The 22,647-nt window shown below is 63.4% G+C and carries 27 protein-coding genes; 11 read left to right on the forward strand and 16 right to left on the reverse strand.

All coding sequences use genetic code 11. The features are described 5' to 3' along the window. Window positions 1-349 precede the first annotated feature (349 nt). Window positions 350-1,021: a hypothetical protein gene (locus F8E02_RS10110; RefSeq protein ID WP_317065412.1), complete on the forward strand. Its 672-nt coding sequence runs from the start codon at window positions 350-352 to the stop codon at window positions 1,019-1,021. A 414-nt stretch (window positions 1,022-1,435) separates the two neighbouring features. Here F8E02_RS10110 and F8E02_RS10115 read toward each other — a convergent pair whose 3' ends face one another. From F8E02_RS10115 to F8E02_RS10170, 12 genes are all read right to left on the reverse strand, one after another. Continuing rightward, a complete protein-coding gene (locus tag F8E02_RS10115) occupies window positions 1,436-3,235 on the reverse strand; it encodes a proton-conducting transporter transmembrane domain-containing protein (RefSeq protein ID WP_317065413.1) in 1,800 nt (599 codons plus the stop codon). Further along, window positions 3,232-4,716, reverse strand: a complete 1,485-nt coding sequence (locus F8E02_RS10120; protein ID WP_317065414.1) for a proton-conducting transporter transmembrane domain-containing protein — start codon at window positions 4,714-4,716, stop codon at window positions 3,232-3,234. Before F8E02_RS10120 ends, F8E02_RS10115 begins: the two co-directional genes overlap by 4 nt. Before the next feature lies 1 nt (window position 4,717). Beyond that, window positions 4,718-6,208 (reverse strand): monovalent cation/H+ antiporter subunit D family protein, encoded by a 1,491-nt coding sequence (locus tag F8E02_RS10125; protein ID WP_317065415.1) that lies wholly within the window; start codon window positions 6,206-6,208, stop codon window positions 4,718-4,720. After that, on the reverse strand, window positions 6,205-6,582 hold the full coding sequence (locus tag F8E02_RS10130; RefSeq protein ID WP_317065416.1) for a cation:proton antiporter subunit C: 378 nt from the start codon (window positions 6,580-6,582) through the stop codon (window positions 6,205-6,207). Before F8E02_RS10130 ends, F8E02_RS10125 begins: the two co-directional genes overlap by 4 nt. Then, on the reverse strand, window positions 6,579-7,010 hold the full coding sequence (locus F8E02_RS10135; RefSeq protein WP_317065417.1) for an MnhB domain-containing protein: 432 nt from the start codon (window positions 7,008-7,010) through the stop codon (window positions 6,579-6,581). Before F8E02_RS10135 ends, F8E02_RS10130 begins: the two co-directional genes overlap by 4 nt. Further along, window positions 7,007-7,282 carry a hydrogen gas-evolving membrane-bound hydrogenase subunit E gene (gene mbhE, locus F8E02_RS10140; RefSeq protein WP_317065418.1) on the reverse strand — a complete coding sequence of 92 codons (276 nt, stop codon included), beginning with the start codon at window positions 7,280-7,282 and terminating at the stop codon, window positions 7,007-7,009. The genes F8E02_RS10135 and mbhE overlap by 4 nt, the downstream gene beginning before the upstream one ends. Continuing rightward, window positions 7,279-7,524 (reverse strand): hydrogenase subunit MbhD domain-containing protein, encoded by a 246-nt coding sequence (locus tag F8E02_RS10145; RefSeq protein ID WP_317065419.1) that lies wholly within the window; start codon window positions 7,522-7,524, stop codon window positions 7,279-7,281. Before F8E02_RS10145 ends, mbhE begins: the two co-directional genes overlap by 4 nt. Then, on the reverse strand, window positions 7,521-7,835 hold the full coding sequence (gene mnhG / locus F8E02_RS10150; RefSeq protein ID WP_317065420.1) for a monovalent cation/H(+) antiporter subunit G: 315 nt from the start codon (window positions 7,833-7,835) through the stop codon (window positions 7,521-7,523). The genes F8E02_RS10145 and mnhG overlap by 4 nt, the downstream gene beginning before the upstream one ends. Continuing rightward, window positions 7,823-8,086, reverse strand: a complete 264-nt coding sequence (locus F8E02_RS10155) for a monovalent cation/H+ antiporter complex subunit F (RefSeq protein WP_317065421.1) — start codon at window positions 8,084-8,086, stop codon at window positions 7,823-7,825. The genes mnhG and F8E02_RS10155 overlap by 13 nt, the downstream gene beginning before the upstream one ends. Next, on the reverse strand, window positions 8,079-8,540 hold the full coding sequence (locus tag F8E02_RS10160; RefSeq protein WP_317065422.1) for a Na+/H+ antiporter subunit E: 462 nt from the start codon (window positions 8,538-8,540) through the stop codon (window positions 8,079-8,081). Before F8E02_RS10160 ends, F8E02_RS10155 begins: the two co-directional genes overlap by 8 nt. A gap of 571 nt (window positions 8,541-9,111) precedes the next feature. Next, window positions 9,112-9,987, reverse strand: a complete 876-nt coding sequence (speB, locus tag F8E02_RS10165) for an agmatinase (RefSeq protein ID WP_317065767.1) — start codon at window positions 9,985-9,987, stop codon at window positions 9,112-9,114. 1 nt (window position 9,988) lies between these two features. Beyond that, window positions 9,989-10,366: a translation initiation factor IF-5A gene (locus F8E02_RS10170; protein ID WP_317065423.1), complete on the reverse strand. Its 378-nt coding sequence runs from the start codon at window positions 10,364-10,366 to the stop codon at window positions 9,989-9,991. Between the two features lie 89 nt (window positions 10,367-10,455). On the opposite strand from F8E02_RS10170, the gene F8E02_RS10175 reads away from it, so the two are divergent. The 7 genes from F8E02_RS10175 (at window position 10,456) to F8E02_RS10205 (ending at window position 16,636) form a co-directional block, all read left to right on the forward strand. Beyond that, entirely contained in the window at window positions 10,456-11,232 is a 777-nt protein-coding gene (locus tag F8E02_RS10175; protein ID WP_317065424.1) for a bifunctional fructose-bisphosphatase/inositol-phosphate phosphatase, read from the forward strand. Between the two features lie 6 nt (window positions 11,233-11,238). Continuing rightward, window positions 11,239-12,051, forward strand: a complete 813-nt coding sequence (locus F8E02_RS10180; RefSeq protein ID WP_317065425.1) for an NAD(+)/NADH kinase — start codon at window positions 11,239-11,241, stop codon at window positions 12,049-12,051. A gap of 64 nt (window positions 12,052-12,115) precedes the next feature. Next, a complete protein-coding gene (locus F8E02_RS10185) occupies window positions 12,116-12,832 on the forward strand; it encodes a DUF169 domain-containing protein (protein WP_317065426.1) in 717 nt (238 codons plus the stop codon). 121 nt (window positions 12,833-12,953) lie between these two features. After that, entirely contained in the window at window positions 12,954-13,442 is a 489-nt protein-coding gene (locus F8E02_RS10190) for an ACT domain-containing protein (protein WP_317065427.1), read from the forward strand. Beyond that, window positions 13,442-14,428, forward strand: a complete 987-nt coding sequence (locus F8E02_RS10195) for a homoserine dehydrogenase (protein ID WP_317065769.1) — start codon at window positions 13,442-13,444, stop codon at window positions 14,426-14,428. Before F8E02_RS10190 ends, F8E02_RS10195 begins: the two co-directional genes overlap by 1 nt. Next, window positions 14,412-15,539, forward strand: coding sequence for a sugar-specific transcriptional regulator TrmB (locus F8E02_RS10200; RefSeq protein WP_317065428.1), 1,128 nt, complete (start codon window positions 14,412-14,414; stop codon window positions 15,537-15,539). The genes F8E02_RS10195 and F8E02_RS10200 overlap by 17 nt, the downstream gene beginning before the upstream one ends. Before the next feature lie 449 nt (window positions 15,540-15,988). After that, entirely contained in the window at window positions 15,989-16,636 is a 648-nt protein-coding gene (locus F8E02_RS10205; protein WP_317065429.1) for a DUF2284 domain-containing protein, read from the forward strand. Between the two features lie 11 nt (window positions 16,637-16,647). On the opposite strand, the gene F8E02_RS10210 is transcribed toward F8E02_RS10205, so the two are convergent. The 4 genes from F8E02_RS10210 to F8E02_RS10225 all read right to left on the reverse strand — a co-directional run bounded on the left by F8E02_RS10210 (window position 16,648) and on the right by F8E02_RS10225 (window position 19,439). Then, window positions 16,648-17,751, reverse strand: coding sequence for an inositol-3-phosphate synthase (locus F8E02_RS10210; protein ID WP_317065431.1), 1,104 nt, complete (start codon window positions 17,749-17,751; stop codon window positions 16,648-16,650). A gap of 357 nt (window positions 17,752-18,108) precedes the next feature. After that, complete coding sequence (locus F8E02_RS10215; RefSeq protein ID WP_317065432.1) at window positions 18,109-18,495, reverse strand: rubredoxin; 387 nt, start codon at window positions 18,493-18,495, stop codon at window positions 18,109-18,111. 108 nt (window positions 18,496-18,603) lie between these two features. Then, on the reverse strand, window positions 18,604-19,041 hold the full coding sequence (locus tag F8E02_RS10220) for a J domain-containing protein (RefSeq protein ID WP_317065433.1): 438 nt from the start codon (window positions 19,039-19,041) through the stop codon (window positions 18,604-18,606). After that, window positions 19,041-19,439: a DUF126 domain-containing protein gene (locus F8E02_RS10225; protein WP_317065434.1), complete on the reverse strand. Its 399-nt coding sequence runs from the start codon at window positions 19,437-19,439 to the stop codon at window positions 19,041-19,043. Before F8E02_RS10225 ends, F8E02_RS10220 begins: the two co-directional genes overlap by 1 nt. A gap of 43 nt (window positions 19,440-19,482) precedes the next feature. On the opposite strand from F8E02_RS10225, the gene F8E02_RS10230 reads away from it, so the two are divergent. The 3 genes from F8E02_RS10230 to preA all read left to right on the forward strand — a co-directional run bounded on the left by F8E02_RS10230 (window position 19,483) and on the right by preA (window position 22,570). Further along, window positions 19,483-20,661 (forward strand): proteasome-activating nucleotidase, encoded by a 1,179-nt coding sequence (locus F8E02_RS10230; protein WP_317065435.1) that lies wholly within the window; start codon window positions 19,483-19,485, stop codon window positions 20,659-20,661. A gap of 85 nt (window positions 20,662-20,746) precedes the next feature. Then, complete coding sequence (locus tag F8E02_RS10235; RefSeq protein ID WP_317065436.1) at window positions 20,747-21,190, forward strand: DUF5804 family protein; 444 nt, start codon at window positions 20,747-20,749, stop codon at window positions 21,188-21,190. A 180-nt stretch (window positions 21,191-21,370) separates the two neighbouring features. After that, a complete protein-coding gene (gene preA, locus F8E02_RS10240) occupies window positions 21,371-22,570 on the forward strand; it encodes an NAD-dependent dihydropyrimidine dehydrogenase subunit PreA (protein WP_317065437.1) in 1,200 nt (399 codons plus the stop codon). Window positions 22,571-22,647 lie beyond the last annotated feature (77 nt).

A 22,647-nucleotide genomic window follows, 5' to 3' on the forward strand; every position in this document is an offset into this window, starting at 1 on the left:
CTGTTACCGGAGTCCGGATGAGCGCCTCAGCCGGACCATTTCGGTTCTTTGGAGTATATGCATCATCTTGTATAAAAAAGTATTCAATCGAAGGCGGGGATTATATCCTCGCATTCTGGGAATAAATATGCAGAACCGGACGGTTGACACCGCTAACCGGCCTCAGACAGGTATTTGTAATCGAAGGTGCAAACATACAGAGTGCGAAAAAGCGGTGCGGCCGGCCGCCGGTTTGTGGAAATATTATTTCCCCGCGGAGATCCGTTCCGGATCTCCCGGCCGGCGAGGGCAGAGCAGGGGCCGGAGCCGCACCGACGGAGTTCGACCGACCGGGAGAGATGAGCAGGGTATGGCGGAGAAACAGGATTTCTTATATGTCGTTCTGGCAATCGGGATCGTCCTCATAATAGCCCTGATCGTCAAGCCGGCGGCGACCGGCGAGCCGGCGGGCATCCGGTGGGGCGGGGAGCCGGAGCCGACGGTCACCCCGACGTGGACGCCCACGTTCGTCCCGGCAACGGCGACCCCGACCCCCACACCGGTCCCCACCTGGAACGGGAAGCCGCAGGCGATCGGGTTCGTCGACCCCGGCGCCTACCAGGTCCCGGCCGAAGAGACGCGCCCGAACCTGACCATCCCTCCGCCCGTGAACGCCTCCGGCGCCACCCGGTGGGTGACCTACGCGACGATCGACGGCAAGTGGTCGGGGACGACCGGGATCGTCCGGATCCCGTTCCCCCGGTGGCGGCTCGACTACTCCGAGATCACGACCTCAAACGACGAGCTCCCGCGGTTCAACTGCCAGGTGATGGATGCCGAGGACCCGAACCGGTTCGTCAGGATCATCACCCTCAACTTCGCCGACTTCCTCGGTATGAAGGAGAGGCCCGACCTCAAGAAGGAGCAGTGGACGAGCACCTTCTACGAGGGGAACCACGACTACTACTTCGTCATCAACACCCGGTGTATCGACTCCTACACCTTGAAGATCCAGGTGCCGGAGGCGTACGTGGGCAGATAATACGGGCACGGCTCTTCCCGGCAACGGCGGAAAACCCACGATCCTTACATGCGAACCCCGCGTTCATCGCATCAAAAGGAGTCCAGGGGCGAGATATCTCATCGCGCGTTTTTCATCTTTTTCATCATTTCATTCTTCTGCGAAAGAAGGGCCGGAGGCATCATATCTGCCCGTGCACAGGAGCGAAGAGTCAGGGGATTGTCCACGTAGTGGTGGAGGGCGGGCATGGCTCCGGGCCGGATCTCGCCCCGGAGCCGGAAGCCGAGGACCATGTCGGCGCCGGCATCGAGCGAGATCAGGAGCTTGATCTCGATAAAGCCGTAGGTGTTGTCCGCGTCCCCGATGACGATGTAGCGCCCGATCCGGACGGCATATGCCGGGCGTAACCCGGTCCTTGAGGTGAGGGGGAGGCCCCTACCTCGTTATATTGAAGATGAAGTACAGGAACGCAACGATACTGATGAAGATGAGCCCGTGTCCGCCGCCCCAGATGGTCGTCTGAACGTCCGGATAGTGATCTCTCAGGAACATGAGCTCCTCTTCATACGCCCGTGACTCTTCCGAACCGGAAAACGCCCGCACAAACGGCAGAGCGACGGATTTACCTGCGATCTGAAAGGTGACCGCCGGGTTTGCCGAGATGTGCCTGAACCAACCCACCACGCGCTCGATCACGCACCCTATCGCATCCGCGGCATGTACGAGCGGATGTGACGAGAACCAGACGACCCCATGCCCGGCCCGGATGTAGAGCGCGTCGACGTCGGTTTCGACCCCGTCGCGAGGGTGCCTGAGGGGAGGGGCCAGGAGCAGGAGGGCTCCTGCCGCAGCAAAGATGCCCGCCGACTCCAGCAGGTGCACCGGGTCGAAGACGTGGGCGGCGGTCCCGCCGGGCAGGAGGTCCGTCAGGAGGTGCGGGAAGAGCCCGATCGCAAGGCAGAAGAAGACGTTGATCCCCATTGCAGCCAGCATCGGGACCGGCGGGTCCTTCGGGAGGTGGCCTTCCCGCGTTCCGGCAACCGGCCGGAGGAAACCGAGGTAGAGGAACCGGAAGACGTAGGTGACGGTCACCACGGCGGATACCAGGAGGAGCGGTGCGAGGTAGGGGACCGCGCCCGCCGCCTCGAGCGTCATCCCTTTGCTGACCCCACCGTTCAGGCCCGGCAGCCCCGCAAGTGCGAGACCGCCGATGACGGCGCAGAGGGTGGTCACGGGCATCGTCCTTACAAGGCCCCCGAGATCCGAGAGCCGATGCAGGCCCGTCTTGAGGATGACCGCGCCCGCCACCATGAAGAGGAGCGACTTGAAGAGGATGTCGTTGACCATATGGGCGAGCCCCGCATCGATCCCGGCAACCGAGCCGGTCCCGACGGCCGCGACCATGTAGCCCACCTGGCTGACGATCGAGTAGGCGAGGAGCCGGCGGATATCGTCCTGCATCAGCGCAAAGACGGCACCATACAGCGCCATCGCTCCGCCCATGTATGCAACCGTAACCCCCCACCCCCCTGTTGCAGCGAGGATGAAGACCGCGGCTTTCGTCGTGAAGATGGAGAGGGCGACCGACCCGACGACGGACGCCCTCGGGTAGGCGTCCGGCACCCAGGTATGGAGGGGAATGAACGCGGCGTTCACGCCGATCCCGACCAGCATGAGGAGGAGACCGGCTCCGTCCGCCACCGGGCCGACCGCGGCGCTCCCTGTTGCCACTATCGTGCAGGCGATCCCGCCGATCAGGCAGGCGCCCCCGAAGATGTGGAAGAGGAGGTAGCGGTAACCTGCACCCGACGATTCCGGTGCTCTGGAGGACCAGATGATCGAGAGCGACGCAAGGGCGAGGAGCTCCCAGAAGAGAAAGACCGTGATGAAGTCGCCTGCATAGACGATCCCCATCGTCGCCCCGACCGACGCGAAGATGCCGATCGTCTCCGCTGCCGGGATATCCCGGTATGCAGCATAGATGAGGGCTGCGAGCCCCGATACGGCAAAGATACCGCCCGCGAGGTGCCGCATGGGATCGACCGTCAGGAGAACCGTCTCGACACCGGGGATGAACCCGAACGTCAGGTCCGGTGCTGCGGACGGGAGCGAGACGGTCAGGAGAAGACCTGCAACACCGACAAGCAGTGCCCATACCTTCCTGACCCGCCCGGTAAGAACGGGGAGAAGGAGGAGGCCAAGGAGATAGACGAACGCCGGAGGTATCGCGATCATGGGATCACCGATCCTGTAATCTCTGCAATTGCAATATCAACCAGGTCCATAAACGGCATCGACGGGGAGAGGAAGATCCAGACGGATATCGCCGCCGTCAGGACGATCGGGATGAGCATCACGAGAGGGGGTTCGGTGACGGAGTCGAGCGACCGCTCGTCGTCGGGCCGCTGCAGCAGCATCGTGTGGATGATCGGGAGGAAGTAGGCGGTGTTCAGGACGGTGCTCGCGATGATCACCAGCAGGAGGATCGGCATACCCCCCTCGACCGCGCCGAGCGCGAGGTAGATCTTGCTGATGATACCCGCAAGCGGGGGCAGACCGCAGATCCCGAGTGCGGCCGCCGAGAACATCAGGGCCGTCACCGGCATCTTCCTGCCGATCCCCTTCATCTCGGAGATACACTCTTTCCCGGCAGAGACGATGACCGCTCCTGCAACAAGGAAGAGCGTGATCTTGAGGAACGCGTGGATCGGGATATGCACCATCGCCGCGGTCATCCCGGCGACCGAGAGCATGGAGACGCCGAGCAGGATGTAGGAGAGCTGGCTCACGGTCGAGTAGGCAAGCCTCCGCTTGAGATTGTCCTCGGTCAGGGCGAAGAGGGACGCGGTTACGATCGTGAACGAGGCGATCGCGGCAAGGAAGACGCCGAGGCCGAGCGACGCCATCAGGTCCATGCCGTAAACCCACCCGGCGATCCGGACGACCCCGAAGACGCCCGCCGTGACGACGGCAACCGCATGGAGGAACGCGCTCACCGGCGTCGGGGCGACCATCGCCGCAGGGAGCCAGCCGTGGAGGGGCATCCACGCCGCTTTCACGAACCCGACCATGAAGAGGAGGAAGAGGACCTGCAGGATGAGCGCGGAACCCGATCCCGCCAGGAACCCGCCGGGAACAAATACGGTTGTCCCGGTGAGGGCATAGGTCACGATGACTGCGGCAAGGAGGGCGATCCCCCCGACGAGAAGGTACGCGAGGTACTTCCTCCCCGCCTTCATCGCCGCCGGCGTCTCGACATGGACGACGAGCGGATAGGTGATGATCGTCAGGATCTCGTAGAAGACGAAGAGCGTCAGGAGGTTCTCCGAGAAGGCTATCCCTACCGCAGCAGCGATTGCAACGGCAAAGCAGAAGAAGAACCTCGTCTGCGCGTGCTCCTTCAGCGACCGCATGTAACCTATCGCGTAGAAGGAGTTCAGGAGCCAGAGAACGGCGGCAGTGAGGGCAAAGACCATCCCGAAGGCATCCACCCGCAGAGCAAGGTCCCCGCCCGGAACCATCGGGAGGAGCGAGATCGTGATCCGGCTGCCGGAGAGGACCGCGGGAAGCATCGCAAGTACGGAGCCGAGCATCGCCACCGCGGCCGTTATCGTGACCGCTTCCCGTATATTCTCGTGCCTTCCGACGATCGGGATCAGCACCGCCGCCAGGAGCGGGATGGCTATGGTCACCGCCGGAAGCAGACTCATGTCCATATCAGGCACCCCCCAGGAGGAGCATCGCCGCGGGCCTGACGGCCTCTATCACGACCTCGACGAAGACGCCGAGGAAGAGGCAGAGGAGAGCGAGGCCGACCATCGGGACGAGCATCGAGACAGGGCCTTCGCGTGCCGCGGCCGGATGGTGGTCTTCGCCGTGGTGGTCCCCGAAGTAGGCGATCTCGATGAACCGCCAGATGTACCCGACCGCAAGGAGCGAGCCGAGCAGGAAGACAGCTGCATAGCCCCACTGGCCCGCTTCGATCGCCCCGAGGACGAGGTAGTATTTGCTCGCAAACCCGATCGTGGGGGGAATGCCGATCATCGACGCTCCGGCAAGAGCGAACGCAGCGCAGGAGATCGGCATCGTCTTCGCGACTCCTTTGAGGTCGGAGAGCCGCGACGTTCCCATCCGGTAGATGATCAGTCCTGCGGCCATGAAGAGGCAGCCTTTCATCACGGCATGGCCGAGGATGTGCAGGAGGCCGCCTTCCAGGGCAAGCTGGTTTGCAACACCGAGTGCAAACATGATGTACCCGATCTGGCTGATGCTCGAGTACGCGAGCAGCCGCTTGAGATCGCTCTGTGCGATGGCCAGTATCGCTCCGGCAATGACCGCAACCGTCGCGATGAAGAGGATGAGCCCGGTCACCGGGAAGGTCTCGACGACATACGCCGTCGTGAAGACCGTGAAGACGATCCGGAACAGCGCATAGACGTTCACCTTTGCCATCACGGTCGATATCAGCACCGTCACTGCCGACGGCGCCTCTGCGTACGCATCGGGCAGCCAGAGATGAAGCGGGAAGAACGCGGTTTTGATGGAGAACCCGATGATCAGGAAGAGGAACGCAGAATGAACTGTTGCAAGGTCGTAGGATGCAGGGAGCAGGACCGCGAGTTCTGCCATATTCAGCGTCCCGGTCGCGACATAGAGGTTCCCGATACCGAGCAGGATGAACCCTGCTGCAATCGACCCGAGGACGAGATAGTTGAAGCCTGCTACGTACGAGCGCGGCCTTCCGGCCGAGGCAACCAGGGCGTATGTGGCGATCGATGAGATCTCAAGGAAGACATAGAGATTGAAGACATCCCCCGTGATCGTCATGCCGGCAAGGCCGGTTACGAGGAGCTGGAAGAGCACGTAGAACGAGACCTTCTTCTCCGGGTCTATCTCCTTTTCAACGCTTCTTCGGGCATAGACCACCGTCGCTGCGGAGAGGAACAGGATTATCGCCAGGATGTAGCCGTTGAAACTGTCGATGACGAGTTCGATCCCGAGCGGCGGCGGCCATCCGCCGAGGTGGTACCGGATCGTGCCTTCCCGCATCACCTCAGAGAGGAGGGCGATCGCGGCTCCGAACTGGAGAAGGATCGTTATGAGCGATATGGGGTAGCAGAACCTCCGGTCGTACCAGCCGGCCAGAAGTATCAGGAGCGCCGAAAAGAACGGGACGGCGATCAGGAGGGCCGGAAGATGGTCTATCATCGCCCCCTCACCACCTGCATCAGGTCGTCCTCATCGATGACCCCGTACTCCTCGTAGATCCGGACGATGAGCGCAAGCCCGACCGCGGTTATGCTCACCGCGACAACGATCGCGGTCAGTATGAGCACATGCGGAAGCGGGTTGACGTAGAGGGCGTCCACCCCTTCGGGAAGGTAGATCGGAGCGGTGCCTCCCCGCACCTCTGAAAACGAGATGTAGAAGAGGAATATCGCGGTCTGGAAGATGTTGAGTCCGATGAGTTTCTTCACCAGGTTCTGCTTTGCAATCAATGCGTAGAGCCCGATCAGCATCAGGATGATTGCCATCCAGTAGTTGTACCGCGAGAGGAAGAGTTCGTAGAACGCCTCGATCATGAAGACTCACCCCCTTTATCGGCCATATCGCAGATGATCGACGTCATCACCGCCATCACGGTGATCCCGATCGCGATCTCGATTCCGTCGATGAGGTAGACCTGGAGGTGCGGTATGCCGAGGAACGCCTCGATTGCCCCGTACTCCAGGAAGTTGCCCCCCACGAGGAGACAGAGAAGCCCGATGCCGACGTAGATGGTGATACCGAGAGCCGAGTAGATCACGATCCATCTTTCAGCGAGCCGTTTTCTGACGCTGGCACGGCCGAAGGCGATGAGCATCAGGATGAACGATGCGGCAAAGACCACCCCCCCCTGGAATCCTCCGCCGGCCTCCAGTGCGCCGTGAACGATGACGTACAGCGCAAAAACCTGGATGAACGGCACCGAAAGCCGGGATACGGTCCTGATGACGACGTTCTCTCTCATAGCCGCCCACCCCGTCTGAGCAGGAGGGTGACCGCTAACCCCGCGGTGAAGATCACCATGACCTCCCCGAGCGTATCGAATCCACGGTAACTGACAAGTATTGCAGTGACGATGTTGTCGATCCCGATATCGGGAAGGACCGAATCGACGTATAGTCTTCCGGTGTATTGCGTGGCCGGAGCTTGTGGATCGCCGAACGCCGGCATATCCTCGACCGTCCAGAAGAGGATGATGCCGATGAAAAGAACCGCAAGCAGAGCTTTAGCCCTCAATCTGATGAACTCCTTCTGGTTCGTGCTATGGCTGCAATGAAGAGTACGGTGGTTATCCCGGCCCCGACCGCCGCCTCCGTGAAGGCGACGTCGACGGCATTCATCGCCGACCAGAGCACCGTCATGATCAACGAGTAGGCAGCAAGTATGACCGTTGCGTAGAGGAGATCGCGGACCGTGATCGCCGCGATCGCGCAGATGATCATAAACAGGAGGAGGGCAAACTCGAGTTCCCAGATCACCGCCGTGCATCCCCCTTCTTCCACGGTTCGACCCCGCAAACGCGGGCAAAGTGCACGAGGGCGTGGATCGCCGTCGGTAACGTGATGTAGGTGAAGATCACGAGGAGCAGAAGTTTCACCGCAACCTGGCTCACCCCCTCGTACAGGATGAAACCGATGAGCATCATCCCCACTCCGAGGGTGTCGCACTTGCCGCTTGCATGGGCGCGGGTATAGAAGTCAGGCAGCCTGACAAGGCCGACGGCACCGACGACCATGAAGAAGAGGCCGATTACGATGAAGATCAGGGCCAGTGTATTCAGCAGATGCATCCCCTCCCGAGGTACTTGGCGATCGCAAGCGTCGCGATGAAGTTGATCATTGCATAGACTATTGCTATGTCCAGAAAGATCGGCCGTTCAAGGATGAAACCGACGAGAACCAGCAGGACAATCGTCTTTGTTCCGACGGTGTTGACGGCGATCAGGCGGTTCTCCACTCCCGGCCCAACGAGTATCCGGTACAGGCAGAGGAAGATGGTCAGGATCAGCACGATCACGCTGGCGTAGAAGATATCAATCATCGCTCTCACCAAAGATCCGTGCCAGACGGTTCTGAATGTCCCTCCCTTCGAGGAGGTCTTTTTCCGCCATCTCCCGCACGAGGGCATGCACGATGAATGTTCCGCCGGTGACGTCGACCGTAACCGTGCCGGGCGTCAGGGTCATCGCATTCGCAAACGATGTTCTCAGGACATCGTCTCGAAACGGTGTCTCGATGGTGATGAGCGCAGGATCGATCGGCATCTTCGGGTGAAGGATCCGGTACGCGACATCGATGTTGGCGTAGACGATAGCCACCATCAGTCGGGGGATATAGAGGACGAACCTGACAAATGTCCGTGCGGATCGAAAGACGCTTGTGTTGGATCTGAAGACGAGATCCCCGGAGATAAGAGTTATGATACCGCAACATATGATCCCGGCACCCAGGTAGAACGGATCCAGTTGTCCTGAAAGCATATACCAGAAAGCCATCAGTATCGCGAATATGAGAATATATTGAGATACCGACGGCTCTTTATTACCTGAAGACAACGCATCCCCTCTTGGCACGATTGATTCACTCAAGCTTGGGGGAGGCTACCTATAAATTTGTGTATCGGGATGCTGCAGCATCGAAATCACTATTATTTTCCGGGATTCTCCATCCGGGACCTATGAGCGCGTATTTAAAATACCTGCAAAGATGGGGGGTGTTTTGTTCCTTTGGGCACACCGGGGCGATGTTTTGCCGTGTACCCTGTGTGAGCATGGAAATTTTGTTAACCTTCCCATCTCCGCAAAGATCTGAAACGGGGTCGTTCCGGTGCGGGATACGGTGGCGCGCAGTTTGTCCGTCGGGCGTGGCCCTCCGGCCGCAAGGTAGATTCACAGGTTCCGGGAAGATAAAACTCCTGGCAACAGGGGGCGGGCGCTTTCACCCGAATAAACCCCCGCCCTCCCGGACCCGAGGGTGCTCTCGATCAGAGCAGTATGAGAGATCTTCACCGCTTTTCACATGAGCCGGCAGTAACACCGAGCGCCAGAAAAAAGAACCCGGGCCCCTTCACCGCCCGGCAACCCAATGCCGTGCGATGAACTCCCGCACAATCTGCGCCGCCACCGCCGCCGTCTGCCCGGAATCGAACGGAGCGACCTCGACGTAGTCGAAGCCGACGACCTGCGGCGCCAGGGTCCGCACGACCTCCCGGATATCGAGCGGGGTCATCCCGAACGGCTCGGGCGTCCCGAGGCCGGGGGTGAGGCAACAGTCGATCGCGTCGGCGTCGATCGAGAGGTAGGTCCTCCTCCCCCCGATCAGCTCGATAACCTCGGCGAGGACGGCCCCGATCCCCATGTCGCGCACCATATCCGCAGTATACAGTCTCGTCTTCTCCGCCGCGACCTCGAACTGTTCACGGTCCCCGCTCCTGCCGCCGATGATCACGACGTCTCCGACCGTCTCGAGGACCCGCCGGGTGACGCAGCCGTGGCTGTAGGGCGTCCCGTCGAGTTCCTCCCGCAGGTCCAGGTGCGCGTCGCAGACGACGTAGACCTCAGGCCGGACAGCCCTGACCGCCCCCACCGTCGCAGTATGCTCGCCACCGAGCATCACCGGCACCTTCCCGTCGCCGACGATATCGCCCGCGACGTCGGCCACCTGGTTGACCAGGTCTTCCGGCAGCCGCGAGACCGCGAGATCGCCGAGGTCCGCGACCGGCACCTCGGAGAAGTCTATCCCGGTCGAGGGGTCGTAGGACTCGAAGTTGAACGAGAGGTCCCGGATCGCCCGCGGCCCAAACCGCGTCCCGGGCCGAAACGACGTTGTCCCGTCGTAAGGCACGCCGAAGACGACGTAGCGGGCGTCTTCGTAGGACGCATCCGCATCGGCAAAATGGGGGTGGGCAAGCTCGTGCATGCCCGTCTTAGTAAGCCAGAACACGTCACTCAAGCTTCTTTTTGGCCATGGACGAGATGTAGGGGATCTCCTGGCCGGGCTCGAGACCGCTGGCCTGCTCCTCGGCCACGGTGAGCTCGAACATCTCAAAGTCCTTGACGTCCATGAGCTGCAGAGTCGTGCCGGCGATCGAGATGACCTGCGCCATCTTCCGCTCCACTATGGGGACGTAAGTCTTTGCCGAGACCGGCTGGACGATCGAGCGCTTGACGCCGTCGAAGATGCCGATGCAGTCGATCCGGGACTTCGCAGCCCCGTGCTTCCCGGGTTTGGAGGTAGCGATGGAGACAATCTTGCAAGGCTCATCTTCAACGACGACGTAACGTCCTTCCTTCAGCTTCCCAACTTCTGTCTGTTCCTTCATATTGTCTCACTCGGTAAACGCGTGATTAATGTATCTGAATTGCAGTACATAAATACACCGTAGAACGAGGGTAGGTACAGGGAGATTTTATGGAGTTCATCCGGGCATGCGACGATGTGGCGGGGGCCGTCTGGGACGCAGTAGCCGGCATGGTCGGAACGCCGGAAGCAGGGGAGTACGTGAAGATGGGCGCGGACGGCACGCCCACCAAACTGATAGACCAGGTCGCGGAGGATATCATCGTGGACTATTTCAGGTGCCACCCGTTCTGCCGGCGGCTGATCAGCGAGGAACTCGGCTGCGCCGAGATGGGCGGGGAGAACGGCACCATATTCCTCGACCCCATCGACGGCACCTACAACGCCGTGGTCGGGATACCGTTCTATGCCCTCTCGATCGCGTACGCAGAAGACGGCATCGTCCGGCAGGGATACGTCCGGAACCTCGCGACAGGTGAGACGTTCCACGCCGTCCGCGGGCAGGGCGCGTTCCTCGACGGACACCCCATCCGGGTATCGCAGGTCTCGCTCCTCGAAGAGTGCGCCATGAGCGTCTACGGCCGGAAGTTCGACCCGACCCGCGTCCTCGGGATCAACCGGCAGATCCGGCGCTGGCGCCTCCTCGGCGCATCGGCGCTCGAGCTCTGCTACGTAGGGTGCGGCCGCATCGACGGATTCGTCGACGTGCGGGGGACGCTCCGCGTCACCGATGCGGCGGCGGGGATGCTGGTCTGCGAGGAGGCCGGGGGGACCGTCTCGGACCTCGAGGGGAACGCCCTCATCTTCCCCGACGAGGTCTCCGTCGGCAGGAGCCTCGTCGCCACGAACGGGGTCGTGCACAACAAGGTGATCGAGTACCTGAGGTAGGCCGCGATGAAGATCGTACTCGTATCCCGTCTCGACGACCCGGAGGCGCTCGACTACACCGCGTCGCTCGCCCGCGACCTCGAATCCCTCGGCCACGGCGTCGCCCTCGAAGCAGGGACGGCGCGGCACCTGGGGAGGGAGGGGATCCCGTTTGAGGAGATCGCCGGCGACCTCGTGGTTGTCGTCGGCGGCGACGGGTCGGTCCTCCTCACCGTCCACCAGATGAAGAAGCAGGTCCCGGTCCTCGGGATCAACTGGGGCGAGGTGGGGTTCCTTGCGGATCTCGAGCCCGACGAGGCACGCGCGTTCTTTGCCGGCCGAAAGGATAACCTCCAGGTCGAACCCCGGATGCGGATCAGCCTCTCCGTCGACGGGACGTGGATCGGGGACGCCCTGAACGAGGCGGTCGTCGTCACCGACCGGCCGGCGAAGATGCTCCGGTTCTGCGTCTGGGTCGACGGGACGTCCGCCGAGCGGTTCAGGGCCGACGGCCTGCTCATATCCACCCCGACCGGGTCGACCGCCTACGCCATGAGCGCGGGCGGGCCGATCGTCGACCCGCAGATCGAGGGGTTCCTCCTCGTGCCGCTCGCGCCCTACATGCTCTCGTCCCGCCCGCACCTCATCAGCACCCGGAGGAACCTGGAGATAGCACTCGAGACCGAGAAGCCGGCGCACCTCGTCATTGACGGCCAGAGCACCTTTGAACTGGAGAGAGAGGCCACGATCACGGTGAAGATGTCGGAAGACCCCGCCCTCTTCGTCGCCACCGGCAAGCCGTTCTTTGAGAAGGTGAACCACAAGCTCCGAAACCTCTGATACCGCTACCCGAGATTTTATGAGTGACCGCGGGGATTATCTGCACAGAGGAGTGAGCACGATCATGGAAGACCAGATGCGCACGCAGATCCCCTACGCGGAGATCGCAGAACTGCTGAAGACGACCCTGGACCTCAGGGGATCGCCGGTCGCGGTGAAACTTGCAAAGAGCCCCGAAGGCATCCCCGAAGGGGTCGGCCCGATCGAGGAGACGGTCCGGCACTGCCAGATGATCAGCAGGGCCCGGCTGGACGGCGAGATCTTCTACGCGACCGCCGACAAACACGTCTGCATGGGGGGCGGCTGGTCCCTCGGCCTGAAAGAACTCACCAAAAGCCTCCGCTCAGGGGAGTTCTACTACAAGCTCGGCAAGTTCGAGAGCTGGGCCGCCTGCATGCGGACCATCCAGCAGGTCCCCCACGTCCCCGAGCTCGAGACCTACGCGACGGTCTACGCGCCGCTCGAGAAGACGCCGTTCGACCCGCACGTCGTCGTCATCGTCGCCGAACCGCGGACGATGCTGAAACTCGCGCAGACCACGCTCTACCATCTCGGCGGGCGGATCGAGTCGACGATGTCGGGAATCCAGTCGGTCTGCGCGGACGCGACCGCGCTGCCCTACCTGACCGGCAGGATCAACTACTCCCTCGGCTGCGACGGCTCGCGCCGGTTCTCCGGTATCGAGGACAACGAGCTCGTCATGGGCATCCCCGGCGAGATCCTGCCGGAGTTCGCCCGGGCCCTCACCATCATCACCGGTGCACCCGGCTCGGTGCGCTAGAGGTACCGCCCCACCCCTTCCACTTTTTGCGGCCCTTCCCTGCCGACGGGCAGGTTTTAGAGTATAAGGCTTATCTCTCCGGCAGGTCAACAATTCAGCAGGTGGTTTTTTGCAGGTATCCATGAAGCTCGAGATGAAGGACCAGCCCGGACAGCTGGTCGCCGCCCTCAAACCGATCTCGGCAGTCGGGGGGAACATCATCGCGGTCATCCACCAGAGAGAGGCCACGACGCCCGCAGAAGCGCTGGACGTCCAGATCGTCCTGGAACTCCCTGAGGGACGCCTCGAGAACCTCCTCGAGCTGCTCCGGGAGCAGGGCGTCAGCGTCGTGCGTATCGGCGAGGAGCGGCTTCTCTACGAGTGCACGCTGATCATGATCGGCCACTTGATGCACACGGACATCTCCGACACGGTCGACCGGATCGACCGGACCGGCTCGGCCGAGGTGACGGAGCTCTCCCTCGTCATGCCGGCGATCAACTCGCCTTCGTCGGCCCGCATCACCATCCGCTCGACCACCCGACCGGAGATGAAGAAGGCGATCCGGCTCCTGCGCGAGGTCGCACAACAGAAGGAGCTCCTGATCGTCGAGCCCCTGGAGGATGCATGATGCGGATAGCCCTTCTCGGCTTCGGATCCGTCGGCCGGGGCATCGCCCGCGTGATCCTTGCAAAAGACCTCGATATCACCGTCACCGGGATTGCCGACTCGAAGAGCGGCATCATCGACGCCGCCGGGATCGATCTTGCGGCGGCGCTCGCCCGGAAGGAGAACGGCGGTCCCTGCGGCAACGCAGGTGTCACCCCCGCCGACGTGGTGGCGAAGGCGGACTACGACGTCCTCGTCGAGGTGACCCCGACGAACGTGGATGACGGCGAACCGGCGCTGGGGCATATCCGGGCGGCGCTCCGGCGGCGTAAACACGTCGTCACCTCGAACAAAGGTCCGATCGCCCTCGCCTACCCCGAACTCCGCGCTCTTGCGGAAGAGAACGGGGTCTTCCTGAAGTACGAGGCGACGGTCTGCGGGGCAATCCCGCTCATCCACGCGATGCAGGAGGGGCTTGCGGGCAACACCATCTCCCGGCTCTACGGGGTCTTCAACGGCACCTGCAACTACATCCTCACCCGGATGGCGGCAGAGGGCCTCACCTACGAGCAGGCCCTCGCGGAGGCGCGGGAGCTCGGCTACGCCGAGGCGGACCCGACCTACGACGTCGAGGGGATCGACGCGGCGATCAAACTGGTCATCCTGGCAAACACCATCCTCGATATGCGGACCGGGCTCGACAGCGTGGAGAGGACGGGGATCAGCCTCCTCACGCCCGACGCCCTGCAGCTTGCGGAGGACCAGGACTGCACCATCCGGCTGATCGGCGAGATCGTCCCGGAGGCCGGGGTGCTCCGCGTCTCCCCGCGGATCATCGCGAAGACACACCCGCTCGTCGTCGAGGGGACGCTCAACGCCGTCACCGTCGAGACGGACCTCGCCGGTGATCTGACGTTCATCGGGAAGGGCGCGGGCTCCACCGAGACCGCCAGCGCCGTGATCGGCGACCTCCTCTACATCCAGAGCAGGCATGTCCAGGGTTCTTGAACGGCGGAAAGGCTACCTGCGGCTGATGCGTCAGGCGACGTTCGAGCACGGCTACTTTACGGTGGCCGATATCGCGGGGGCCACCGACACCCCCCGGAGCACCGTCCAGGACTGGGTGAACCGCCTCATCGAGGAGGGGTGCGTCGTCGTCACGGAGGAGCAGCGGGGTCGGCATGCGGCCCGGTATGCCGCAAGCAGCGTGATCCCCGAGAGCGCCTGCCGCCGGGTCTTCACCACCGTCGACGGCGACGAGGTCGAGATCTACCACGAGTGCATGAGTGGGGGGTGCGCGGCCTTCTGCGAGTTCCACCATGCCCGCGCCGGCGGCGCCCTCCGGTCGGTCCGCCGGGACGGGACCCTGCTCCGGGAGCGGGCGGTCGTCGGACGGCGGGAGGTCGCCGTCGGGCTCGATCCGGCACCGGCGGTCGGGATCGTCGGCGTCTTCCACGACGACGGCCACATCCGCCAGCAGATCCGGTGCATCGGGGGCCCGGCCTACTCGCTCACCGATATGATGTCGTTTGCCGAGGGCGTCTGCGGCGTCACCCTCCACCGCGAAGGCCCGGTCGTCGAGGGGGAGGTGATCACCCGGGCGCTCGCCTACGTCGCTATCGGGATCGACGACACCGATACCGCGAGCGAGGGCGCGACCTTCGCCCTCGCCCTCGCCCTCCTCCAGCACCTCGAGAAACTCGACGGCGTCATGCCGATCGGCCATCGCGTCGCGATGCTCAACCCCCGGCTCGAGTGCCGGACCGCCGGGAACTCCTGCAGCTGCATCGAACTCGCGGTGGAGCCCGATCTCGTGCCGCAGGTTGAGGAGGCCGCCGTGCGGTTCGTCGCGGACGAGGCGGCATCCCCGGAGTGGGGTGTCGCCGTCCGGCAGGGGTTCCGGGTACCCCGGGATCTCCGGGCCTTCGGGAGGAGCGCGAGAGAGGCAGTGCTCAGCCGGGAGGAGGCCGAAGCGACCGCGGGACGGTTTAGGGCGCACCTTCACGGCGGCCGGGGCGTCATCGGGGCGCTCGCGGCGGTCGCGCTCATCGGGCTCCCGCACGACGTCCTCCTCGACCCTGGACGGGATGTCTGCGCCGGGATAGAGCCGGCGGGGTGAGGGCAAGTCCCGGAGCTCGATAAGGCACGGCCTGTGATGTTCCGGCTTCGCGCGAGCTAACGGGAGCAGATAACAATACGGCCTCACGCGAAGAGCGTGAAGCCGCGAAGAACGACCTCCCCGATGGGGAGGGAGTTTGAGCACCCTCAGGTGCGGAGAACGACGCTCCTGCGGAGCGGAGTTGGAGCACCGGAGGTGCGACTTGCGAGCAAAGCGAGCATGAGAAGCCATCAGGCTTCGAAGGACGATGGGCCGAAGGGCCGGAGTTTGAGCACCGTCAAGGTGCGAAGGGGAGTATCATACCCATCTACCATTCTTCGCGTTCTTCGCGGCTTCGCGTGAGCCTGTCTACTTATGGATACCGTCTGGCCACCCACTCTGCCGGCCCCTCTCACAACCACACATAAATATCCGGAGGCGGGAGACACCTCTCATCGAGGGGAAGCGCGGTGAGAGGCAGACTCGAGGAAGAGATCGAGAAGCTCTCCGCCCTTGCGCGGGAGCGCGGCGCGGAGGCGCGGCAGATAGCGGCACACGACGTCGTCGTCGCGGAGTGGGTGCGGTTCAAATGCCGGTTCGGGTGCAAGGGATACGGGAAGCATATGTCCTGCCCGCCCTACGCCCCGACCCCTGCCGAGACCCGGCGGCTGCTCTCCGAGTACGGCACCGCCCTCCTTCTGCGGTTCGAGGGCGTGCCGGGACATCCCGACCTGAAGCCCGACGAGATCCCCCTCGACTTTCACCCGTTCTTCCGCGACCTCATCCTCTGGGTGAACTCGACGGTCCACCTCCTCGAGAAGACGGCCTTCTACGACGATTTCCCGAAGGCCTTCGGGTTTGGGGGATACCCCTGCATTTACTGCGAGCACCAGCACTGCGTCGCCGAGGAGCACGAAGGGATCGTCGACGAGAGCATCCGGAGGCTCTGCCGGCACATGGACCTCGTCCGCCCGACGATGGAAGGCGCAGGAATCGACGTCTTTGCCACCGCCCGGAAGGCCGGGTTGGACCTGCACGTCATCCCCTGCCGGGACCTCGAGTACGGGAAGATCGTCCACGGCAAGATCACCTCTGTCGGTCTCGTCCTCATCGAGTGACGGACCGTGCTTCAGTCGCGCCGCAGACCCCGGATGAACTCCTCGGTCATGTGATAGGCGTCGTCGTCCCTGACCTGCACCGGGGGATGCTTCATGAAGTAGGCGGACGGGGCCGTGAGCACGCCGCCGATACCCCTGTCAAGGGCGAGTTTGCAGCACCGGATGGCGTCGATGACGATCCCGGCGGAGTTCGGCGAGTCCTCGACGGAGAGGCGGAGGTCGATATGCATGGGAATATCGCCAAAGAGCCTCCCTTCCATCCGGAGGAAGCAGACCTTGTTGTCCTTCTGCCAGCAGACGTAGTCGCTCGGCCCGATATGGATGTCGTCGTCGTCGAGCGGCACCTCGAGGACCGACTGCACCGCTTCGGTCTTCGACTGCCGCTTCGAGGCGAGGCGGCTCCTGTTCAACATGTTCATGAAGTCGGTGTTCCCGCCGGTGTTGAGCTGGTAGGTCCGGTCCAGCTTCACGCCCCGCCGCCGGAAGAGGTCGGCGAGGACCCGGTGGGTGATCGTCGCGCCGAGCTGGGCCTTGACGTCGTCGCCGATGATCGGGAGACCACGCTCGCGGAACCTCTCGGCCCAGGCCGGGTCGCTCGCGATGAAGACCGGCATGTTGTTGATGAAACCGATACCCGCCTCGAGAGCGCACCCGGCGTAGAACCGTACTGCCTCTTCGGACCCCACGGGGAGGTAGTTGAGCAGCATCTCGGCGCCCGACTCCTCGAGCGCCCGGACGATCTCTTCGCGGGACGCCTCCTCCTCGTCGGCGAGCACGAACCTGTTCTCTTCCTTATAGCCCTGCATATGCTCGGGAAACCCATCGAGCACCCGTCCCATCCGGACGGTCACGCCGGTCTTCGGCATCTCCGGGCAGAAGATCGTCGTGCAGTTCGGGGGGGAGAAGATGGCCTCGGAGACGTCCTTCCCGACCTTCCTCGCATCGATATCGAACGCTGCGGCAACCTCGATCCCGGAGGGCAGGTAGCCGCCGAGATCCCAGTGCATCAGTCCGATTGCGTCTGCCTCGTTCCTTCCCCGGTAGTATTCGATCCCCTGAAGCAGCGAACTGGCACAGTTTCCGACACCAACAATTGCAATCCTGATCGAGTCCACGAAAGTCCCCCGGTAGATTCAGTATCCTGCTGGATGCGGCCGCCTCTGCGGACGGGCGCGCCCGGCTCGTTGAGAAGCCGCAGCTGTTGGGACAGTTGCGTTTTCGACTATAATACCGAGCGGGAAATATAAGGGTATTGTTCGGGAAGCACCGGCGAGCCCGTGCCCTGCAGAGCGACCCGGAGCCGGGATCTCTCCGGGGGCAGGAAGGGCTCCCCTGCCGGGCCGCGGGAGTGAGAACTAAAGACCGCTATATCGTCAGGGATCGGCGGACGGACCGGCCCTCCAGGGTCTCAAACCCGCGGAAAGCCTCGGACAGAGCGGGGAGAAGGGGGCCGGTTACGCCCCCGCTTCCCGTCACACATCAAGAATGGGATCGAACTGCGACTTGCCGACCGGCCCGTGGAAACTTGTGATCTGTGGGTCCATCCCGCAGACGGGGCAGGTATAGTCCTCCGGCAGATCTTCGAACGCGGTGCCTTTCGGGTAGCCGCGAAGCGGCTCACCCCGGTTTTTGTCGTACACGTAGCCGCAGATCTTGCAGACGTACTTCGTCGGCTCCCAGAGCTCGAACCCCCACGATCCTATGGGACCCTTGCCGGTCGCACCGCAGACCGGGCATAGGTAATCCTCCGGCAGGTCTTCAAACGCGGTACCTGCGGGGATTCCGCGATGCGGCTCTCCCCGCAACGGGGAGTAGACGTAGTTGCAGTACTTGCACCGGAATCGCTTCACCTTCTCCATGCCGATCACGCCTCCTCAGGGATAGAGTGGTGAGTGGCGGTTCCACCAGATAAGGTTTCGCGTGATCCGCCGCGGCGTCGGCTCCGGACCCCCCGGGCGACCGAGGGGTTACTCCCGCCTGCCGCCCGCTATCGCGCGGGAGAGGAGCGAGAAGACGAGCATGAAGACGAGTGCCACGGCCCAGACGAGGATGAACGCCATGAGGCCGAACCACCCGCCCCCGGACCGGGGGGTCTCCGCTCTCCAGGTGTAGCCCCGCGTCCACATCGTCTGCCCTGCCCCGCCGGCCGGACGGGACCAGAACGGGTCGTGCTGCCCGGGACCCGCACCTCCCCGGAGAGAGAGGTCGTAGCGCGCCCGGGCCTCCGGATCGCTCAGCGTCTCGTAGGCCTGCTGGATGGCGATGAACCGCTCGCCTGCGTCCGGGTCGGAGTTGACGTCGGGATGGTACAGTTTCGCAAGTCTCCGGTAGGCCGCCCGGATCTCCTCGGGGGTCGCGTCGGGAGCGACACCCAGGACCTCATAGTAGGTCTGCACAACAGGCATCACGCGGTCTCGTCATATGATACCTCGCCCGTATCCCCGTTCACCGTCATCATAGTGCCGGGGGCGAGGCGGGAGAACGCCGGCGGGAGGCGGTCGACCATGGGGATCCCCGCGATGATCGCCCCGACCGCGATGATCGGCTCGGCCTCCGTGTTGATGATCGCGGCGGGAGCGAGATTGTTCTGCTTTAGCGCGTAGATCACGTACGATCCGACCGTCGAGCCCTTCCCGTGCGGGAAGGCGAGGACGCGGCCCGCGATCGATTGCCCCTCAAGCGGATGCCCGTGCTCGACGACGATACCGGTCTCCGGGTCGACGCCGGAGAGGAAGGATATGGGCTCGGGCGAAACGAGGAGGTCCCCGCTCCCGATACCCCGGGATATGCTTCTGCCTTTCACGATCAATGCCACCACACTATAATGAGGTTGGAGATCCAACTATATGAGTGACATGGACGAAACCATTGGCAACACCCCTGGCAGCGAGCACGACATGCTCAGCCTCCAGATCCAGGATTTAAAGGCTCAGATCCTGGATTACAAACTCAAAAACGAGCTGCTGGAAAAAGAGCTCCAGCAGCTCCGGAAAGAGAACGCTCAGTTAAAGAGGGTGCCGCTGTTTGTTGCCGCTGTGGTCGATGTGCTCGAGAACGGCGAAGTGTATCTCCGACAGCAGGGCAACAACCAGGAATACGTTACCGCGGTCAACGAGAAACTCCACCGCACCCTCAAGCCCGGGATGAAGGTGGCGGTGAACAATACGCTCTCTATCGTCAAGACGATCGGTAACATCTACGACGCACGGGTCCGGGTCATGGAACTCGACGAGCAGCCGAGCGTGACCTTCGAGCAGGTCGGCGGCCTGAAAGAAGAGATCGAGGAGGTCCGCGAGGCCGTCGAGTACCCGCTCACGAAGCCCGAGATCTACGAGCGCATCGGCGTGGAGCCCCCGAAGGGCATCCTCCTCTACGGCCCGCCGGGAACGGGGAAGACCCTGATCGCAAAGGCGGTGGCCCGCCAGTCCAACGCCCGGTTCATCAGGATGTCCGGGAGCGAGCTCGTCCACAAGTACATCGGCGAAGGCGCGCAACTCGTCCGGGAGCTCTTCATCCTTGCCCGGGAGCGGGCTCCGGCGATCGTCTTCATCGACGAGATCGACGCGGTCGGGAGCATGCGCACGAACGACGGGACCTCCGGGAGCGCAGAGGTCCAGCGGACGCTGATGCAGCTCCTGGCCGAGATGGACGGCTTCGGGAACCGCGGCAACGTCCGGATCATGGCAGCGACAAACCGGATCGATATGCTGGATCCGGCCCTCCTCCGCCCCGGCCGGTTCGACCGGGTCATCCAGATCCCGCTCCCCGACGACGGGGCGCGCCTTGAGATCTTCAAGATCCACACCGCGAAGATGACGCTCGCAGGGGACGTGGACCTCGTCGAGCTCGCGAACCTCGCCGGGAGCACCACCGGCGCGGAACTGCAGGCGATCTGCCGCGAGGCCGGCATGATGGCGGTCCGGCGGGACGCCGATGCCGTCTACCGCGAGGACTTCCTTTCGGCGATCAAGAAGGTGAAGCGCGAGGCGCCGGCGGCCCCTGCCGACACCCGCATGTATATCTGAGGACCTCTCCTCCCCCCACCGTTTTTGCCCGCGCGTCCCCGTCACGAAGGAAACCTTATCGACCTTTCCCGCCCACAACTATGCGATGAACGTCCTCCTCATTCAGCCGGAGGGGGTTGACCTCTACGCCACCCTGCTCAAATCCGAGACCAGCAGGGAGGCTCTTCGTTTCTACCGCCCAAGCAGGCTCGCATACGGTATACGCATCCGGACGGCTTCGCTTGGAAGCGCGCTTGCCCTCGCCTCCGAGCTCCGGTGGTATATCCAGCGCTACGTCGAGGAGGTCCTCTTCGAGACCGGGGAGGGTATCTACTGCTCGTCAGGGCTTGCCCGGCAGATCTACGAGCGGGACGCGAAGCCCGCATCCCCGTGGAGGTATCGCTGCCTCTACCGGATCGCCACCGACCACATGGTCGATACCATCTGGATGGACGAAGGCGCGACGCCGGAGGCATATGCCGGCCGGACGGAGCCTGAGGATACGGTGCTCGAGGTCTGGTGCACGGAGAGCGAGTACCCGGCAAGGTAAGGTCAGGCAGGACCGGACCGCCGCTGCCCGACGGCAGAGCCATACTGAAACTCCCAGGCGCCGTTGCCGCACCCCGAGGGGGCCATCCTCACGCCCCATCCTTCAAAATCCCGATCCGGAGCCTGCCGGGCAATAAAACTCATAAGGCAGTCAGGCACAGCTCAGATCAGGAGATACCCTATGTCCGACCCCTCCCTCGAGACCACCGTAGGCCCGCTCGCGCTCAAGAACCCGTTCCTCCTCGCCTCCGGTCCCCCGACCGCTTCGGGCGAACAGATCCGGCACGCGTTCCGGCTCGGCTGGGCGGGTGCGGTCGCGAAGACCATCACCCCGGACACGATGGAGATCCAAGACGTCTCGCCCCGTTTTGCGGCCTGGAAGGACGAGAAAGCCGAGCTTCTCGGTTTCGAGAACATCGAACTCCTGAGCAGGAAAGACGAGGCCTACTGGACCGCCGAGATCGCCGCCATCAAGAGAGACTACCCGGACCGGGTCCTCATCGCGAGCATCATGGCCTCGTCCGAACCCGGGGAGTGGCAGGACCTTGCCCGGACCGTGCAGGATGCAGGGGCGGACGCGATCGAGCTGAACGTCTCCTGCCCCCACGGGATGCCGGAGCGGGGGGTCGGTGCGGCGATCGGGCAGCATCCCGATCTCGTCGGCGGGGTGACCCGGGCGGTCCGGAAGGTCGCCGCGGTCCCCCTGATCGTGAAGCTCACCCCCAACGTGACGGATATCCTGCCCGCCGCAGAGGCCGCGGTCCAGGCCAGGGCGGATATCCTCTCGGCCATCAACACAGTCCAGTGCCTCATGGGCATCGATCTCGAGACACTCGAGCCCCGCCCCTCGGTTGCGGGGTCGAGCACCTACGGGGGGTACTCGGGGCCCGCGGTGAAGCCGATCGGCCTGAAGGTGGTCTCGCAGATCGCCCGGGAACTCCAGGTTCCCCTCATGGGTATCGGCGGCATCTCCCGCTGGCAGGACGCTGCGGAGTACATAGCCGCCGGGGCGTCGGCGGTCCAGGTCTGCACGGCGGTGATGTGGGAGGGGGCCGGGATCGTCCGCGGGATGAACGCGGGCCTGTCGGGATACCTCGCCGGGAAGGGCTTTTCGGGGGTAGGGGCGCTCAGGGGCCGGGCTCTCCCCCGCATAGGAACGCATGCAGCCCTCTCCCGCGAAGATCGCCGTTTTGCAGCCAGAGAATCCCCGGAGCGGTGTACGTCATGCGGCCGCTGCGTGACGGCCTGCCGCGACGGGGGGTATCATGCCATCTCGATAGCGGGTGGAGAGGTCACGATCGAGAGGGAACGGTGCGACGGGTGCGGCCTCTGCTCCTACGTCTGCCCCGGGGGCGTGATCGTGATGCTGCCCGGCGCGTGAAGGCCGAAAGGTTTCGCTGTGTGATCAGGGGAGCACGAGGCGACCAGATCTCTGAGAGGTGTCTCCCCCACCCGCGC

This window comes from Methanoculleus caldifontis, from assembly GCF_032842345.1.
Classification (GTDB): Archaea; Halobacteriota; Methanomicrobia; order Methanomicrobiales; family Methanoculleaceae; genus Methanoculleus; species Methanoculleus caldifontis.